Here is a 17,556-nt window from a genome sequence, read left to right on the forward strand (position 1 = left end):
TTGCCTACAGATTCTTCACCAGCACCTGACTCTTGCGGTTGACGTTGTACTTGCGCTTGCGCGCTTCCGGCAGCCACTCGGGATCGACCTGCACAAAACCGCGTTTGATGAACCAGTGCATGGTGCGGGTGGTCAGTACAAAAATGCTGTCCAGGCCCATCAGCTTCGCGCGCTGCTCGATGCGCTTGAGGATGCGTTCGCCGTCGCCCTGGCTCTGGCTTTGCGGCGATACCGTGAGCGCCGCCATTTCGGCGGTTTTGGCTTCCGGGTAGGGGTAGAGCGCGGCGCAGCCGAAGATGACGCCGTCGTGTTCGATCACGGTGTACAGGTCGGCGTCGCGTTCGATCTCGGTGCGGTCGCGCTTGACCAGCGTGCCGTCTTTTTCAAACGGTGCTATCAGCTGCAGGATGCCGCCCACGTCGTCGGCGGTGGCCTCGCGCAGGCTTTCGAGCTTTTCGTCGATGACCATGGTGCCTATGCCGTCGTGCACGTAAATCTCCAGCAGCAGCGCGCCGTCCACCGCGAACGGCAGGATGTGGCTGCGCTCGACGCCGGCCTTGCAGGCCTTGGCACAGTGCTGCAGGTAAAACGCGGTGTCGGTGGGCTGGGTGGCGTTGGGCAGCTGGGCGAGCAGTTTTTCGGCGGTGGCCAGCGGCAGCTCGGTGTCGATCGGGTTGTCTTCGCTTTCTGGCTCGCCGGGGTGGATGCGGATGCCCGGGATTTCTGTCACGAAGATCAGCTTGTCGGCCTGCAGCTCGATGGCCACGCTGGTGGCCACTTCCTCCATGGTCAGGTTGAAGGCTTCGCCGGTCGGTGAAAAACCGAAGGGCGAGAGCAACACCATGGCGCCGAACTCCAGCGTGCGCAGGATGCCCTTGGTGTCCACCTTCCGCACCAGGCCCGAGTGCTTGAAGTCCACGCCGTCGACTATGCCAACCGGCCGGGCGGTGATGAAGTTGCCGGAGATCACGCGCACCGTGGAGCCGGCCATCGGTGTGTTGGGCAGGCCCTGGCTGAAGGCAGCCTCGATTTCATAACGCAACTGGCCGGCGGCTTCCTGGGCGCAGTCGAGCGCGACCGAATCGGTGATGCGCATGCCGTGCGAGTATTTGGCCTCGTGGCCCTTGGCCGCGAGTTGTTCGTTGACCTGCGGCCGGAAACCGTGCACCAGCACGATTTTCACGCCCATGCTCTGGATCAGCGCCAGGTCCTGGGCCAGGTGCTGCAGCTTGCCGGCGGCAATGGCTTCGCCGGCAATGCCAACCACAAAGGTCTTGCCACGGTGCAGGTGGATGTAGGGTGCCACCGAACGGAACCAGGGCACAAAGGTGAAGTTGAAGACGGCGGACATGGGCGCGCTTTCGGGGTCGGGAAAGGTGGAAAAACAGCTTGCTGGAACGGAAAAACCGGACAAAAGCCCCGGTGCTCCGGACATTGGCAGTGAGTGTAAGGGACGCGGCGGCGCGGCGGGAGGCCTCGCCGGGCGGCGGTTTTAGCCCATTGGCGGGGGCGGTTTGGCCGGATAATGCGGCCATTCATGGACAAACTCGCGTTTGGCTTCTGGGGCGTTTATTTCGGCACGGCGACCCTGATGCTGGCGGGTTCGGCGCTGGGGTTCTCCCGTTCGCTGCACCGCATCTCGCTCAACGCCGGCCTCTCGGCCACCGCTTCGAGTTTTTTTGTGATCGCCTTTCTGGGCGGCCTGCCGATTGAGGAGGAAAACACGCTGGCGCGGGTTCTGGCGCACATTGCGATGCTGGTCTCGGGCTTTCTGGCTTACCTGCTGTTTTCCATTCTGGGCCTGCTGCGCGGCAGGAAGGGGCGGCTGCAGACCCGGCTGGCGCTGACGGTACTGGTGCTGGGCGTGATGGCGGCGGGTTGGCTGCTGCCGCCGGTTCCCTCCCTTGCGCTGGGTCTCGGTTTTGCCTGGACGCTGGGTGTGGTGGCGCTGGCCGTGTCGCTGCGCAGCGCCTACCGCGGGGACCGGCTGGCCTGGACGGCCGTCCTCGGGGTGTTTTTCATGCTGCTGGCCATGCTGGGCCTGGGCTGGATCGCGCTGGTGCGCGGCCAGGAACCCTGGCCGGTGCATGCGGTCAGCGCGCTCGCTGGAACCGCCTACCTTGTGACCATGGCCGCGGCACTCTGGACGCGTTACTCCTACCTGATCGAGCTGCACCAGGTCATGGCCTTGGGGCCCAGTTATGACCCGGTGACCCGCATGCGGTCACACACCGAAACCGGGCAGATGGTCGGGGACATTTTCCGGCGTGGCAGGGAAGAGCCGACCGGGTCGGACGCTGCGGGCACGCCCGATGCAGACGAGGCGGGCGAGGCGGGCGAGGTCGGAGCAGCAGCAGACCCTGCGCCACCGGCGCCCCGCCGGTCGGGCACGGTCGTGGGCGTGATGGTGGTGAGCATAGGCAACCTCTATACGCTGGAGCGCCTGCACGGCATGGCGGCGGTCAACCACGCGCTGTTTGTCTGTGCCGGGCGTTTGCGCCGCGCGGTGCCGGCCTATATCGAAATGGGCCGTTTTTCGGCTGACGGCTTTGTGCTGCTTCTGCGTGACTGCAAGGACAGCGGCCAGCTGATCCGGCTGGCGCACGAGGTGGAAGCGCGCCTGTCCAAATCGGTGGTGCTCAACACCAGCCTCGACGCGGCGCGCCGCGAAAGCGAGCAGACGCGCTGGCGGGCCGAAATCGGCGTCGGCGTGTTGCTGGTGTCCGACCCGGCGGCCCGGGCTTCGAGTGTGCTGGCCGCCTGCAAGGCCATGTCGCGCACCGCCATGTCCTATGCCAGCCGGGTTGCCTGGCTGGACCAGACCAGTGGCGAAGCGGTCGAGCTGCCTGTGCTGGAAGCCGCCTGAGGCAGTGGCCGGGCCCTGTTGCCGGGCGGGTGCCCGTCAGCACCGATAATCAGTGGTTTTGAGTCCCATCCCCTTGTCCTCGCCCCCCTTGTCCGTGCCCTTGCAGATCGATTTTCCCGAGTCCTTGCCCGTTTCGGGCAAACGCGAGGAAATCACTGCCGCCATCGCGGCCCACCAGGTGGTCATCGTCTGCGGTGAAACCGGCTCGGGCAAAACCACGCAGTTGCCCAAGATTGCGCTGGCCATGGGTCGCGGCAAGCTCAACTACCCGGCCGGCCAGGGCAAGCTGATCGGCCACACGCAGCCGCGTCGCATTGCGGCTTCCAGCGTCGCCAAGCGCATCGCCGAAGAACTCAAGACCCCGCTGGGCGACGTGGTCGGCTACAAGGTGCGCTTTCAGGACCGCCTCAGCCGCGATGCCTCGGTCAAACTGATGACCGACGGCATCCTGCTGGCCGAAACGCAGACCGATCCGCTGCTGAAAGCCTACGACACCATCATCATCGACGAGGCCCATGAGCGCAGCCTGAACATCGACTTTCTGCTCGGCTACCTGCGCCAGCTGCTTCCGCGCCGGCCCGACCTGAAAGTGGTCATCACCTCGGCGACGATTGATGCGCAGCGGTTTGCGGATTACTTTGCCTCAAGCAAAGGGCCTGCGCCGGTGATTTTGGTCTCCGGACGGATGTTCCCGGTCGAGCAGCGTTACCGGCCGTATGAAGAGTCGCGCGACTACGACCTCAACGACGCGATTGCCGACGGCGTGGACGAACTCTGGCGCAACCCGCACAGTGCCGGCGACATTCTGATCTTCCTGCCGGGTGAACGCGAGATCCGCGAGGCCGCCGACCATTTGCGCAAACACCTGGCCCACCAGCCGCTGTTTCGCAATGCCGAGGTGCTGCCGCTGTTTGCGCGGCTGTCGCAGGCCGAGCAGGACCGCATTTTTGACGGCCACACCGGCCGGCGCATCGTGCTGGCCACCAACGTGGCCGAAACCTCGCTGACGGTGCCGGGCATCCGTTACGTGATCGACGCCGGCACGGCGCGTGTCAAGCGTTACAGCTTTCGCAACAAGGTCGAGCAGCTCATGGTCGAGCCGGTGTCGCAGGCGGCGGCGAATCAGCGCGCCGGGCGCTGCGGCCGCGTGGCCGACGGCATCTGCATACGCCTCTATGACGAGCAGGACTTTCTGGGCCGGCCGCGTTTTACCGATCCCGAAATTTTGCGCAGCTCGCTGGCGGCGGTGATTTTGCGCATGAAGGCGCTGCACCTGGGCACGATCGAAAGTTTTGCCTTCATCGAGCCGCCCCAGGGCCGGGCCATTGCCGACGGCTACCAGCTCCTGGCCGAACTCGGCGCGGTGGACGACGACAACGAACTCACGCCGGTGGGCCGCAACCTGGCCCGCTTGCCGCTGGACCCGCGCGTGGGCCGCATGATCCTGGAAGCCAAAGAGCGGCAGGCGCTGGACGAGGTGCTGGTGATTGCCAGCGCGCTCAGCGTGCAGGACGTGCGCGACCGGCCCATGGACAAGCAGGCCCAGGCCGACCAGGCGCATGCCAAGTTCGACGACGAGAAAAGCGAATTTTCAGGCTACCTCAAGCTGTGGAAATGGCTGGGTGACGCGCGCGGCGGCAGGCCCTCACCCCAGCCCTCTCCCGGCGGGAGAGGGAGTCGCGAGGTTTTGCTCCCTCGCCCTTTGGGAGAGGGTGGGGGTGAGGGGACTGCATCCCACAAATTGTCCAACCGCCAGTACGAAAACCTCTTGAGAGAGAACTACATCAACATCCGCCGGGTGCGCGAGTGGCGCGACATCCACTCGCAGCTGCATGCGGTGGTGGGCGAACAGAAATGGGTGCTCAACGACAAGCCGGCCAGTTACGAGCAGCTGCATTTGTCCATGCTCTGCGGCCTGCTCGGCAACCTCGGCATCAAGAACGAGGAAGACGACTGGTACCTGGGCGCGCGCGGCATCAAGTTCTACCGGCATCCGGGCGCCAAGCTCAGCAAGAAGCCGGGGCGCTGGATCGTGGCGGCCGAGCTGGTGGAGACCACGCGCCTGTTCGGCCGCGGCATCGCCAACATCGAGCCGCAATGGGTCGAGCAGGTGGCCGGCCACCTTTTAAAGAAACAGCTGCTGGACCCGCATTGGGAGAAAAAGGCCGCGCAGGTCACCGCGCTGGAGCGCGCCACGCTCTATGGCCTGGTGATCTACAACGGCCGGCGCGTCAATTTCGGGCGTGTCGATCCGGTGACGGCGCGCGAGATTTTCATCCGCGAAGCGCTGGTGGCCGGCAACTGGGACACCAAGCTGCCGTTTCTGCAGGCCAATCTGAAGCTGATCGAGCAGGTGCAGGACCTGGAGCACAAGGCGCGGCGCCAGGACGTGCTGGTGGACGAAGAACTGATTTACGCCTTTTATGACCAGCAGTTGCCGGCCGACATCTGCACCGGCGCCGGCTGCGAGCACTGGTACAAGGACGAGGTCAAAAAACAGCCCCAACTGCTGCTGCTAAGCCGCGAAGAGCTGATGCGCCACGAGGCGGCCGGCATCACCACGCAGGCTTTTCCCAAGACGCTGCGTCTGGGCGGCGTCGATTGCATCGCGACCTACCTGCACGAGCCGGGCGACGCCAGGGACGGCGTGACCGTCGATGTGCCGCTGTTTGCGCTGAACCAGGTCAACGAGGAACGCTGCGAGTGGCTGGTGCCCGGCATGCTCAAGGACAAGGTCCAGGCCCTGATCAAGACCTTGCACCAGCGGCCGCGTTCGCGCCTGGTGCCGCTGCCCGATACCGCGGCGCGCATGGCGACCGACCTGCTGCAGCCGGAAAAATTCGGCGCGGGTTCGCTGACGGACGCGGTGCTCAAGCTGGTGCGCGACACGACCTCGCTGGACATCAAGCGCGGCGACATGAAAATCGACATGCTGGCGCCGCACCTGTTCATGAACTTCCGTGTGGTCGACGAACACGGCCGCCAACTGGGTACCGGCCGCAATCTTGGTGCGCTCAAGGGTGAGCTCGGTTCGCAGGCACGCGGCGCCTTCCAGGCGCTGGCCGGGCTGAAGGCACGCCCGGCGCCGCAGGAACGCCAGGATGCAGAGTCAAATCGGCCTCAAGCCCAACAGGGGCGGGCGCAAGCAGCTCCTGAAAGCATAGCAAGTGAGAAGGTGCAGCCAGTCCGCACGCCGGAGCGTTACACCAGCTGGAGTTTTGGCGAGCTGCCCGAACTGATGGAAATCAGCAAAGGCAAGCAGACCTTGATCGGTTTTCCGGCGCTGATCGATCTTGGCGATGCGGTGACCATCGAGGTGTTCGACGAGCCCGACGTGGCCGCGGCGAAACACCGGGCCGGACTGCGGCGCCTGTTTTCGCTGCAGATCAAGGATGCGCTGAAGTACCTGGAAAAGAATTTGCCCGACCTGCAGAAAATGGCCACCAGCTACATGCTGGTGGGCCGTGCGGCCGACAACTCGGGCGGCGGCACGCTGGAGGAACTGCGCGAGCAGATCATCGAAGTGGCGCTGGACCGTGCCTTTTTGCTGGAGCCGCTGCCGACCAACGAAGCCGACTTCAAAAAGCGCATCGACGACGGGCGCGGACGCCTGACGCTGATTGCCAGCGAAGTCGCGCGGCTGGCGGCCGGCATCCTGGTCGAGTTTGCCGCGGCGCAGCGCAAGATCAAGGACACCAAAAATGCCGCGGAGGCCAGCGCGGATGCGGCGCAGCAGCTGCAGCGTCTGGTGCCCAAACGTTTCCTGACGGCGACGCCGTACACGCAGCTGCAGCACTTTCCGCGTTACCTCAAGGCCATCACGCTGCGGCTGGAGAAATGGCGCGCCGACCCGGCCCGCGATGCGGCCCGGCTCGCCGAGCTGCGGCCGCAGGAGCAGCGCTACTGGCGCCTGGTGGCCGAGCGCAAGGGTGCCACCGATGCGCGGCTGCAGGAACTGCGCTGGCTGCTTGAAGAGCTGCGCGTCAGCTTTTTTGCGCAGGAGCTGCGCACGCCGCAGCCGGTCAGCATCAAGCGGATTGAAAAAGCCTGGCTTCAACTGGTGGGTTGAGGCGAGGCTTTTCAGCGCAGGCTGACAACTGCCCGCAGGGCTTGTCATGCCGTAGCTAAAAAGCCTGGCTTCAACTGGTGGGTTGAGGCGAGGCTTTTCAGCGCAGGCTGACAACTGCCCGCAGGGCTTGTCATGCCGTAGCTACAAAGCCTGGACGCAGATCAACAGCTGAAGCGTTTTCGCCGGCCGCCGCGCGTCACACAAAAAAAGGACTCCAGCCTTGCGGCGGAGCCCTTTTCAGCGGGATCGGGAAGATCTAGATGCGGCCCATCAGCAGCAGAACGATCAGGATGATGACGATCAGGCCCAGACCACCGCTGGGACCGTAACCCCAGCTTTTGCTATGACCCCAAGTAGGCAGTGCGCCCACCAGAATCAGGATGAGGACGATGAGCAGAATCATTGAAATCGACATGGAGAACTCCTTGTTATGTATGCACTGATTCTTGCCTGTTGTTCTCCTGGATCAAGCAGGAAGGGGCGCTGACTCACCGTCAGGGAGTTCCTACAGTTGGGGGTCACGCGCTGCTTTGCTGTGCCGTGATCTGATGCGGGCTTGATTCTGTCTGTAGTTCACCGACAAGCCGGGTCTCGCCCCGGCGGGCGACTCCCTTTTCTTTGCGTCGCCAAAGAAAAGGAAGCAAAAGAAAGGCGACCCGACTGTCTGGGTCCTTCCGCTTCGCTCCAGGCAACCTGCGCTGCTCGCCTGCGGCGGGGGTCGGCAGAACTCGCTGCGCTCGGACAACTGCCGCCCTGATCCCGCCTCCGTCTGCGCTGCTCGGCCCAGCCAAACGGGTGGGGGGAGCGAAGACAGAAATCGGGGAGACATGACGCGCATAGCGCGTCATGTCGGAGCCAAGCGGCTGTGATGTTTGCACGCGGCGGCAAGCACACGCGGCCAAATGAAGTCCTCCTCCATCGCCCAGCGGGGCGAGGGCAGGGGTTAGGGGTGGGAGTGGGGAGTTCGACCTACTGTCCAGAGCGGACCGCAGGCGCAGCGTGATGCCGCCAATGCGTCCAACCCTCTCGCAAGCCGAATCCATTGATGAAATCGGCCTCCAGCCCTTACGGTTCGTGCGCAACCAGCTATCAATGTGATAGCAGCTTACAGACTGGCCAACCGCTCCAGCGCACTGTTGAGCGTCTCGTCCTTCTTCGCAAAACAGAAGCGCACGACGCGCTGGTCGAAGCCGTTGCCGTAGAACGCCGACAAGGGAATCGCGGCGACGCCGATCTCGGTGGTCAGCCATTTGCAGAAATCGGCTTCACCGAGATCGCTGACCTGTGAGATGTCCACGCACTGGAAATAAGTGCCTTCGCTGGGCAGCAGCTTGAAACGGGTTTTTGCCAGACCGGCGCGGAACAGGTCGCGCTTGCGCTGGTAAAACGCGGGCAGGTCGAGGTAGGCACGCGCATCCTGCATGTAAGTTGCCAGGCCGTATTGCATGGGCGTGTTGACGGTGAACACATTGAACTGGTGCACCTTGCGGAACTCGGCTGTCAGTGACGCGGGCGCCGCCACATAACCGACCTTCCAGCCGGTCACATGGTAGGTTTTGCCGAAGCTGCTGACGATGAAGGCGCGCGCCGCCAGGCCGGGGAAACGTGCGGCGCTTTCATGCACGCGGCCCTGCGCGGCGTCGAAGACCATGTGTTCATAGACCTCGTCGCTGATCAGCAGCACGTCGGTGGGCGCCAGGATCTCCTGCAGGCGCAGCATGTCCTCGCGGGTCCAGACGGTGGCGCTGGGGTTGTGCGGGGAGTTGATGATGATCGCGCGCGTTTTGGGCGTGATGGCGGCGGAGATCTTGTCGAAGTCGGGGCGGAAGGTGCCGGGCGTCAGGGGCACGCGCACGGGAATGCCGCCGGCCAGCTCGATGTTGGGCACGTAGCTGTCGTAACAGGGTTCGAGCACGATGACTTCATCACCGGGGTGCACCACGGCCAGCACCGCGGTGATGATGGCCTGCGTGGCGCCGGCCGTCACGGTGATCTCGGTGGCCGGGTTGTAGCTGCGGCCGTGCAGCTGCTGCAGCTTGGCGGCAATCGCCTCGCGCAGCACCGGCACGCCGGGCATGGGCGGGTACTGGTTCAGGCCACGGGTCATGGCATCGTTGACGGCAGCGACCAGTGTCGGGTCGCAGTCGAAGTCCGGAAAACCCTGGCCGAGGTTGACCGCGTTTTTTTCGAGGGCCAGCGCCGACATCACGGTGAAGATGGTGGTGCCGACGGCGGGCAGTTTGGTCTGTAGCTCGGGGGTGCGTTCGCTGGCAGAAGGCATGGTCGTCATGGAGGTGGTGGGATGCTGGAGGTTTAGAGTTCGAAATCGCCGTGGCGGCTGCTCATGGCCCGGGTGATCTGGGCGCGGTCGAGCTTGTCATTGAGCAGTTCGGCAAACTTGTAGACAAAGTTGCGCAGGTAGGCGCTGCGCTTGAAGGCGACACGCGCCACGTTCACGCCAAACAGGTGGCCGACCGGCAGCGCGACCAGGTCGGCATTGGTGCCGTCGTCCTTGAGCGCCATCTCGGCCACAATGCCGACGCCCAGGCCCAGGCGCACATAGGTCTTGATCACGTCGGAGTCGATCGCTTCAAGCGCGATGCGCGGATGCAGGTGTTTGGCGGCAAAGGCCAGGTCGATCTTGGTGCGGCCGGTGAAGGACGGGTGGTAGGTGATCAGCGGCTGCTCGGCCAGGTCTTCCAGCGTGATGTGGTCCTGTTTGGCCAGCGGGTGATCCAGCGGCAACACCAGCATGTGCTGCCATTCATAGCAGGGCAGCGTGACGAGCTCTTCATACTGCGCCAGCGACTCGGTGGCAATCCCGATCTCGGCCACCTCGTCGATCAGCATGCGCGCCACCTGATCGGGCGAGCCCTGGTGCAGGCTGACATTGACCTTGGGAAAGGCTTCGCGCAGCCTGGCCACCGGCTGCGGCAGCACATAACGGGCCTGGGTGTGGGTGGTCGCGATGGACAGGGTGCCGCTGTCCTGGGCTGAAAACTGCTCGCCGATACGCCGCAGGTTGCCGACCTCGCGCATGATGATGTCTATGCTTTTGAGAACGTGTTCGCCCGGCTCGGTCACACGCTTGAGGCGTTTGCCATGGCGCGCAAAAATTTCCACGCCCAGTTCTTCCTCCAGCTCGATGATGGCCTTGGACACCCCCGGCTGTGAGGTATGCAGGATGCGAGCGGTTTCGGTGAGGTTCAGGTTGCGCCGGACGGCTTCCTGGACAAAGCGAAATTGATGAAGATTCATATCCGATTCTTGCTGATTATTCGCTTTATTATGCCCTTTGGGGCCTAAGAAGAGCGGGCAGCAGCAGAAAGCAGCGAGCCTTCATACCCGCCGCTTCAGGACAGGGCGATATCGGCCATCAAGGCCGTCAGCCGGGGGTGCTCACCGGCCGTTGGCATCAGGGCCACCGGTACGTCCGGGTGCTGGGCGCGCACTTCTGCCAGCAGCAGTGGCAGGTCTTCCCGGGCGTGTTTCCCGACACCGAGAAACAGCGGAAAAACCCTGATCTGGCGTGCGCCGGCAGCTATCAAATCGGTAGCAGCCTGGGTCAGCTCCGGCGTGCACAACTCCAGGTAGGCGCAGCTGACCAGGGCGTCGGGATCACGCGCCCGGATCGCCTCGGCCACCGCCTCGATGGGCAGGCGCCAGAGGGGGTCGCGCGAGCCGTGCGCAAACAAAACAATGCCTTGCCTGGCCATCAGCGTCTCAATACCAGCCAGCCGAACGCGCCCAGCGAAATGGCGGTGTAGAGCAGGCCGGGCGCAGCGGCCGCCAGCCAGGGCTGCCAGTTCTGCAGGTTGCCGATGTAGCCAAACACGTTGTTGAGCAGAAAAAAGCTGATGCCGATCATCACGCCGCCGAACACATAACCGGCGATGCCGCCGCTGCGAAAGTGCAGGTAGGCAAAGGGCAGGGCCAGCACCACCATCACCAGGCAGCTCAGCGGGTAAAACACCTTTTTCCAGAATTCGATCTCGTAACGCTGGGCGGTCTGGCCATTGGCGTTGAGGTGACGGATGTAGGCGAACAGGTCGATGGTGCTCATGCGTTCCGGCTTGAGCACGGCGACCGAGACCATCTCCGCGCTGATGCCGGTGGGCCAGCGGAACTGGGCGATCTTGTTGATGCTGATTTTGGCCGTTTCACGCCCGACGCCGCTGCTGGACGCCTGCCCTGGCTGCACGGTGAATTCGGTCCGGGTGCCGTTTTCGAGCTGCCAGGAGTCGTCGGTGGCAAACCGGGCGATGGCCGACTGTGTGATGGACACCAGCAGGCCCTTGTTGTCAAACTCGAAAACCCGCACCGCCTGCATTTCGTTGTCGGCCGACAGGGCGCCGACGTTGACCACATAGTTGTTGTAGGCCTGTTTCTCCTTGAGCCACGCGCCGGTCTGGCCGATGGTGATGCGGCCCTGGTAACGTGCCTTGAGCAACTGGGCGGCACGGTCGGCAGCCGGGGCCACATAGTCGCCGATGGCGAAACAGAGCACGACGAAAATCGCCCCCAGGGTCAGCAGCAGGCGCAGCGCGCGCCAGGGTTCCAGGCCGCTGGTGCGCAAGATGGTGTATTCCGAGCTCTGCGCCAGCCGGGCCATCACGAAAATGGTGCCGATCAGCACCGAGATGGGCACCAGCTCGTAGAGGTGGCTGGGAATCAGCAGCGCCACATACAACAGCGCATGCCGGATCTGGTAGGTGTTCTCGTCGGAACTGACAACGCCCGCCACATTTTTGCCCAGGTACTGCAGTTCGTCGACCAGATCGAAAAAGAAAAACAGCGCCAGAAACCCAACCGCCACAAAGGCAATGGAGGCCAGCACCTCGCCATAAATCAGTCGGCGTATGGTTTTCATGCAGCCACCTTGCCCGCCTGCCGGCCGGCCTGCCGTTTGCGCTGTCGGCTCATGGCGCCCTTGAAGGTCCAGTTCAGGTGGCGCTTGGACAGCCAGCCCAGCGCCAGCAACAAGGCGCCGCCGTGCAGGGCCAGCACAAAGCCGGCGAAATTGGCCGCGCCCACGCTGATCCAGCTCTGGCCCAGATTCAGCAGGTTGTGATAAACAACAAAGGTGAACAGCACAAAGATCAGGTTCCCGCTGCGCCCTGCGCGCGGGTTGACACTGGCCAGCGCCAGCGCAATCACCACAAAATTGATCGCGGCCAGCGCCATGCCCAGACGCCAGGCCAGCTCGCCCTGGTTGGTCCGCGTGGGAGATTTCAACAGCTCGCGGGTGGACTTGGATTTTTCGGGAATGTTGGCCCCGTTGATCAGCGGACTGTCGCCGGCCTTGCTGCCGTATTCGGCGAACTCGGTGATCTTCAGGGCCGACTTGCCGATCTCGCTTTCAAGCCGCTGGCCGTTGTCGAGCAGCAGCATCTGGTCCTTGCCCACCGTCTCGATGCGGCCGGAACCGGCGGTGGTCACCGAATTCTTGCCCTTTTCGGTGGAGGCAATGAAGACGTTGTTGCTGACTTTTTCCCCACTGGTATCGCGGTCGATGAAAAAGACCCGGTTGCCGCTGGACGACTCCTGGAACTGGCCGGGCGAGACCCGTTCCAGGTCCCCGCGCTGCTCGTACCGGTCCCGCACCTCCTGGGTCTGCAGATTGGACCACGGCCAGACAAACACCGACATCAGCGTGATCACCAGCAGTACCGGCCAGGCGAAGCGAAAGAGTGGAACAAGAAAAAAGCCAAGCCCCCGGCCGCTGACAAACCAGACGACCATTTCGCTGTCGCGGTACATCCGTGAGAGGGTGCTGACCATGGCCACAAACAGCGACAGCGTCAGGATAATCGGCATGCGGCCCAGGGCCGAGTAACCCATGACCAGCATCACGTCCTGCGGGTTGACACTGCCGCGAGAAGCCTGCCCGAGTGTCCGGATCAGGATGATCGTGATCACAATGGTCATCAAAACCACAAGGGTGGCCCCAAAACTGCGTGCCAGCTCTTTGCGGATCGAGGATTGGAATAACATTGACTGAAACTTGCCCTTAACAACAACCGACAACTGCGCTTGCGGCGCCTGACCCTCGATTATGGACTTTGAACTCAAAACCCTGACCCCCGCCCGCATTTGCGCCGAAAAATGTGATGCCCTGATTGTCCTGGTGGCCGGCGAGACGGGTGCCGGAACCGACCCAGTGTCGAAAATGGTGACGCTGGCCCTGAAGGCGGGGGACTTTGAAAGCAAGGCCGGCAAGCTGCTGGGCGCCTACCGGCCCGAAGGCGTGACCGCCACGCGGGTGCTGCTGGCGGGGGCTGGCGACGGCAGCGCCAAAAGCGTACGGACTGCCGTGCATGCCGCAATGGTCGCCTTGAAAAACACCAATGCGCGGCGTGTTCTGCTGAGCCTCTGCGCACTGCCGCAGGTCGGTCAGGAGGCCGTGCGTGCCGCCGTGCTGGCCTGCGCCGATGCCGCCTACCTATACAGCACCACCAAATCAAAGCCGATCGAGCAAAAACTCAGGCAGGTGCTGGTGGCCGTCCCTTCGCTGGCGGCCAGCCGCGGCGGATTCGACAAGGGCGTCGGGCTGGCCAGGGGCCTCGCACTCGCCAAGGAGTGGGCCAACCGGCCGGCCAACCACGCCACGCCGACCATGCTCGCCCAGGCCGCCAGGGACCTCGGGAAGCTGCCCGGGATCAAGGTGGAGGTGCTGGGCCCGAAAGAGGTCGCCAAGCTCGGCATGGGTTCTTTCATGGCCGTCGCCCAGGGCTCGGAAGAACCGCTGCGTTTCATCGTGCTGCGTTATGACGGCGGCGCCAAAGCGGAAGCGCCGGTGGTGCTGATCGGCAAGGGCATCACCTTCGACACCGGCGGCATCTCCATCAAGCCGGCCGCCGAGATGGACGAGATGAAATACGACATGGGTGGTGCCGCCAGCGTGCTGGGCACCTTCCGCGCGCTGGCCGAGCTGCAGCCCGCGCTCAATGTGGTGGGCCTGATTCCGGCCTGTGAAAACATGCCTGACGGCCGCGCCGTCAAACCCGGCGATGTGGTGACCAGCATGAGCGGGCAGACCATCGAGATCCTCAACACCGACGCCGAAGGCCGCCTGGTCCTGTGTGATGCGCTGACCTATGCGGAACGCCTGAAGCCGCGCGCCGTGGTGGACATTGCCACCCTGACCGGCGCCTGCGTGATTGCACTGGGCGGCGTGCGCAGCGGGATGTTCTCCAGTGACGACGCGCTGGCGCAGGCTCTGGCCGCGGCCGGCGACAGCTCGCTCGATTTGTGCTGGCGCATGCCGCTCGACGACGAGTACGCCGACGGTCTGAAAACGCATTTCGCGGACGTGGCGAACGTTGCCGGACGCGCCGGCGGCGCCATCACCGCGGCCAAATTTCTGCAGCGTTTTGCCGGCAAGTTTCCCTGGGCGCATCTGGACATCGCGGGCACGGCATGGAAAAGCGGTGCCGCCAAAGGTGCGACCGGCCGGCCCGTGCCCCTGCTGGTCGACTTTTTGCTGAGCCAGGTTCTTCCAGCCAGGGCGCCAGCCAGAACCCGGACCCCGAAGGCCGGAGCCAAGTCAAACGCATGACGGAAGTTGCTTTCCACTTCAACGTGCCGGACAAGTTGAGCTACAGCTGCCGGCTGCTGCGCAAGGCCTGGAGCAGCGGGGCGCGTGTCGTGGTGACGGCCGAGGCGGACATGCTGGATCGGCTCGACCAGTTGTTGTGGACCTTTTCCCCCCTGGAGTTTGTGCCGCATTGTCACCTCACGGGCATCCCCTCCACGGTGTCTGCCACGCCGGTGGTACTGGCCGGCTCGCTCGAGGCCTGCCCTCACCATGAAGTGCTGGTCAACCTCGGGCACCAGGTGCCGGCCGGGTTTGAGCGTTTCGAGCGTTTCATCGAACTGGTCACGCTGGCCGATGAGGACCGTGTGGCCGCCCGCAGTCGCTGGAAGCATTACGCTGACCGCGGTTATGCCATGAAACGGTACGACCTGGCGGGCGCGGGGGCCTCATGAACCGCCCACCACCGCGGTTTGTACCCACGCTGACAGAAGTGGTGGTGCAACCCCAGGCCACCGCACCTGCGGGGCGGCCCGTCCCCGGGGGGATGGATATGCAGCAGTTTCAGGAGCAGATGGTGCATCGCGTGATGCAGCGTGTCGATTTGACGCTGGACCGGCTGCTGCGCGAGACCGTCGGCCGGCTGGTGCTGGAGCACACCCAGGCACTGGCACCCAGCCTGCGGGACGAGATCGAGATCGTCGTGCGGCAGTCGGTTAACCAGGCCTTTGAACAGGAACTGGCCAGCCAGCTGCTGGACAAGCCCTGAATACCGGCCGCGCCCTTGGCGCCGCGGGTTCATGCGGGTGGCCTTTTCCGGTGATAAAACCACCTGTGGCGGTCGCGCCTGGATGGCTTGTTCCCTTGCGCGGTCTGTACTTTTGCCAACCGCTGGCCATGGCGGATAGCCCTGTGCAGTAGCGGACCAGCAGGGCGCTTGCCGAGCTTTATTAGATTCGCTAATAGTCGATCAATTTCATTTCTTCCCCTGCCTCCACGGCGCAACACTAGGGCTGCTTGCTATGGTGCGGGCGCGGAAATTGCGTTATGTTCGTGGCTGTTGAGTAAAAAAATCAGTTCTCAACCATTAACGGTAATCTCTTAATTGGAGTGTATTTATGCAAATGAAATGGACTGCGGTCGCTTTGGCCGCCATGTTGGTTGTTGCTTGCGGCAAAAAAGAAGAAGCCAAGCCAGCTGCCACCGCACCTGCTGCCCCGGTCGCTGCAGCGCCTGCTGCCTCCGGTGATACGCTCGTCGTCAAGATTGGTCACGTCGCCCCGACTTCCGGCGCGCAGGCCCATTACGGCAAGGACAATGAGAATGGCGTCCGCATGGCCATTGAGGACCTGAACAAACAGGGCGTCATGATCGGCGGCAAGAAAGCCACTTTCGAGATCGTCGCTGAAGATGATGCTGCTGATCCGAAACAGGGCACGGCTGCCGCACAAAAACTGTGCGACTCCAAAGTCGCCGGTGTGGTCGGTCACCTCAACTCGGGCACGACCATTCCTGCTTCCAAGGTCTACCACGACTGCGGCATCCCTCACGTCACGGGTGCTGCCACCAACCCTGACCTGACCAAGCCAGGCTACAACACCACCTACCGCATCATTGCCAACGATCTGGCTCTGGGCGCCGGCCTGGCGTTTTACGCCGCAGACACGCTCAAGCTGAAGAAAGTGGCCGTCATCGACGACCGTTCCGCTTACGGCCAGGGCGTTGCCGACATCTTCAAGAAGACCGCCAAGGAAAAAGGCATGACCGTGGTGGACGAGCAGTTCACCACCGATAAGGCCACCGACTTCATGGCCATTCTGACCGCCATCAAGGCCAAAGGCCCTGACGCCGTGTTTTACGGTGGCATGGATCCCCAGGCCGGCCCCATGCTGCGCCAGATGGAGCAGCTTGGCATGAGCAATGTCAAATATTTCGGCGGCGACGGCATCTGCACCTCCGAGATCGCCAAACTCGCTGCTGGCGCCAAGACGCTGAGCAACGTGGTTTGTGCCGAAGGCGGCGCATCGCTGGCCAAGATGCCCGGTGGCGTCGAGTGGAAGAAACGCTACGACGAGAAGTACCCGAGCCAGTTCCAGGTCTACAGCCCGTACACCTACGACGCGACCTTCGTTCTGGTCGACGCCATGAAGCGTGCCAACTCGAGCGATCCGAAGGTCTACATCCCCGAGCTGATCAAAACCAGCTTCAAGGGCGTGACCACCACGATCGAGTTCCTGCCTAACGGCGAACTGAAAAACCCGTCCATCACCTTGTACACCTACAAGGACGGCAAGAAAACGGCTCTGGAATAAGTTTTCCGGCCCTCAGCAAAAAAGCCACCGCAAGGTGGCTTTTTTTTTGCTTAAGACGATGCGCGGGAATTGGCCCGCCATGCGGGCCCGGCGTTCGTACCCAGAATCCAGAAGGGTGTTGCTGCGCCGACGCGGTCCGCCCCACTCAACGGGGGTAAAAAAAGGGGTCAGACACAAAAAAGCCCAGACAAGCTGGGCTTTCAGGAGCTTTCACTGCCGTGTGGAAAACTCACGGCAACTATACTTTTGGCGGAAAGGGCGGGATTCGAACCCGCGGTGGGTATAACCCCACGCACGCTTTCCAGGCGTGTGACTTAAACCGCTCATCCACCTTTCCGCGAAGCCTCACATTGTAGCAGTGCGCGGTGCCGAAGATTGCGCAGATCAGTGAAGCGCGCTGTGAAATCGGTGTTTTTCCAGTTGCGCGCGTGTCACGAACTCCAGCGCCCTGAGATGGGTGGACTCCAGAACCACCGGCGGCGCAAAGCCGGCTTCGAGTGCCTCGCGCCAGCGGTTGGCGCACAGGCACCACCGGTCGCCCGGCTTGAGCCCGGCAAAGCGGTACTCAGGCCGCGGTGTCACCAGGTCGTTGCCCTTGGCTGCCGAAAACGCCAGAAAGTCGCTGCTCACCTTGACGCAGACGAGGTGAGAGCCCAGGTCAGACTCATCGGTGTTGCAGCAGCCGTCCCGGAAATAACCGGTCAGCGGGTCGTAGGAGCAGGGAACCAGTTCCGTGCCGAGGACGTTCTTGGTGGTCATACGGGTGTTAGGTGAG

14 protein-coding genes and 1 tRNA gene are annotated in these 17,556 nt (G+C 63.3%); 6 read left to right on the forward strand and 9 right to left on the reverse strand.

Features of this window, described 5'->3' with window-relative positions; all coding sequences use genetic code 11:
* Positions 1-4: 4 nt before the first annotated feature.
* On the reverse strand, positions 5-1,351 hold the full coding sequence (gene argA / locus PSV26_RS17090; RefSeq protein ID WP_300572347.1) for an amino-acid N-acetyltransferase: 1,347 nt from the start codon (positions 1,349-1,351) through the stop codon (positions 5-7).
* 186 nt (positions 1,352-1,537) lie between these two features.
* Between argA and PSV26_RS17095 the strand changes: the two genes are divergently transcribed.
* Positions 1,538-2,866 carry a GGDEF domain-containing protein gene (locus tag PSV26_RS17095; RefSeq protein WP_300572348.1) on the forward strand — a complete coding sequence of 443 codons (1,329 nt, stop codon included), beginning with the start codon at positions 1,538-1,540 and terminating at the stop codon, positions 2,864-2,866.
* Positions 2,867-2,939: 73 nt separating this feature from the next.
* Positions 2,940-6,935 (forward strand): ATP-dependent RNA helicase HrpA, encoded by a 3,996-nt coding sequence (hrpA, locus tag PSV26_RS17100; protein ID WP_300572350.1) that lies wholly within the window; start codon positions 2,940-2,942, stop codon positions 6,933-6,935.
* A gap of 256 nt (positions 6,936-7,191) precedes the next feature.
* Here the strand turns inward: hrpA and PSV26_RS17105 are convergent, their stop codons facing one another.
* From PSV26_RS17105 to lptF, 6 genes are all read right to left on the reverse strand, one after another.
* The gene (locus PSV26_RS17105; protein ID WP_300520431.1) at positions 7,192-7,350 is read right to left on the reverse strand and encodes a DUF3309 family protein; all 159 of its coding nucleotides are present in this window, start codon (positions 7,348-7,350) and stop codon (positions 7,192-7,194) included.
* A 690-nt stretch (positions 7,351-8,040) separates the two neighbouring features.
* The gene (locus PSV26_RS17110) at positions 8,041-9,225 is read right to left on the reverse strand and encodes a pyridoxal phosphate-dependent aminotransferase (RefSeq protein WP_300520434.1); all 1,185 of its coding nucleotides are present in this window, start codon (positions 9,223-9,225) and stop codon (positions 8,041-8,043) included.
* A gap of 23 nt (positions 9,226-9,248) precedes the next feature.
* Entirely contained in the window at positions 9,249-10,193 is a 945-nt protein-coding gene (locus PSV26_RS17115) for a CysB family HTH-type transcriptional regulator (RefSeq protein ID WP_300572352.1), read from the reverse strand.
* 95 nt (positions 10,194-10,288) lie between these two features.
* Positions 10,289-10,651: a CbiX/SirB N-terminal domain-containing protein gene (locus PSV26_RS17120; protein WP_300572354.1), complete on the reverse strand. Its 363-nt coding sequence runs from the start codon at positions 10,649-10,651 to the stop codon at positions 10,289-10,291.
* On the reverse strand, positions 10,651-11,805 hold the full coding sequence (gene lptG, locus PSV26_RS17125) for an LPS export ABC transporter permease LptG (protein ID WP_300572356.1): 1,155 nt from the start codon (positions 11,803-11,805) through the stop codon (positions 10,651-10,653). Before lptG ends, PSV26_RS17120 begins: the two co-directional genes overlap by 1 nt.
* A complete protein-coding gene (gene lptF / locus PSV26_RS17130; protein WP_300520445.1) occupies positions 11,802-12,929 on the reverse strand; it encodes an LPS export ABC transporter permease LptF in 1,128 nt (375 codons plus the stop codon). Before lptF ends, lptG begins: the two co-directional genes overlap by 4 nt.
* Positions 12,930-12,990: 61 nt before the next feature.
* Here lptF and PSV26_RS17135 point away from each other — a divergent pair, with 61 nt between their 5' ends.
* The 4 genes from PSV26_RS17135 to PSV26_RS17150 all read left to right on the forward strand — a co-directional run bounded on the left by PSV26_RS17135 (position 12,991) and on the right by PSV26_RS17150 (position 16,781).
* Complete coding sequence (locus PSV26_RS17135) at positions 12,991-14,493, forward strand: leucyl aminopeptidase (RefSeq protein ID WP_300572358.1); 1,503 nt, start codon at positions 12,991-12,993, stop codon at positions 14,491-14,493.
* The gene (locus tag PSV26_RS17140) at positions 14,490-14,924 is read left to right on the forward strand and encodes a DNA polymerase III subunit chi (RefSeq protein WP_300520450.1); all 435 of its coding nucleotides are present in this window, start codon (positions 14,490-14,492) and stop codon (positions 14,922-14,924) included. Before PSV26_RS17135 ends, PSV26_RS17140 begins: the two co-directional genes overlap by 4 nt.
* Complete coding sequence (locus PSV26_RS17145; protein ID WP_300520452.1) at positions 14,921-15,238, forward strand: hypothetical protein; 318 nt, start codon at positions 14,921-14,923, stop codon at positions 15,236-15,238. The genes PSV26_RS17140 and PSV26_RS17145 overlap by 4 nt, the downstream gene beginning before the upstream one ends.
* A gap of 349 nt (positions 15,239-15,587) precedes the next feature.
* On the forward strand, positions 15,588-16,781 hold the full coding sequence (locus PSV26_RS17150; RefSeq protein ID WP_300520455.1) for a branched-chain amino acid ABC transporter substrate-binding protein: 1,194 nt from the start codon (positions 15,588-15,590) through the stop codon (positions 16,779-16,781).
* Positions 16,782-17,028: 247 nt separating this feature from the next.
* On the opposite strand, the gene PSV26_RS17155 is transcribed toward PSV26_RS17150, so the two are convergent.
* Positions 17,029-17,118 (reverse strand) — tRNA-Ser (locus tag PSV26_RS17155).
* 47 nt (positions 17,119-17,165) lie between these two features.
* A complete protein-coding gene (locus tag PSV26_RS17160; RefSeq protein ID WP_300572360.1) occupies positions 17,166-17,540 on the reverse strand; it encodes a DUF2237 domain-containing protein in 375 nt (124 codons plus the stop codon).
* Between the last annotated feature and the right edge of the window lie 16 nt (positions 17,541-17,556).

Origin of the sequence: Polaromonas sp., from assembly GCF_029945685.1 — a bacterium.
Classification (GTDB): Bacteria; Pseudomonadota; Gammaproteobacteria; order Burkholderiales; family Burkholderiaceae_C; genus Polaromonas.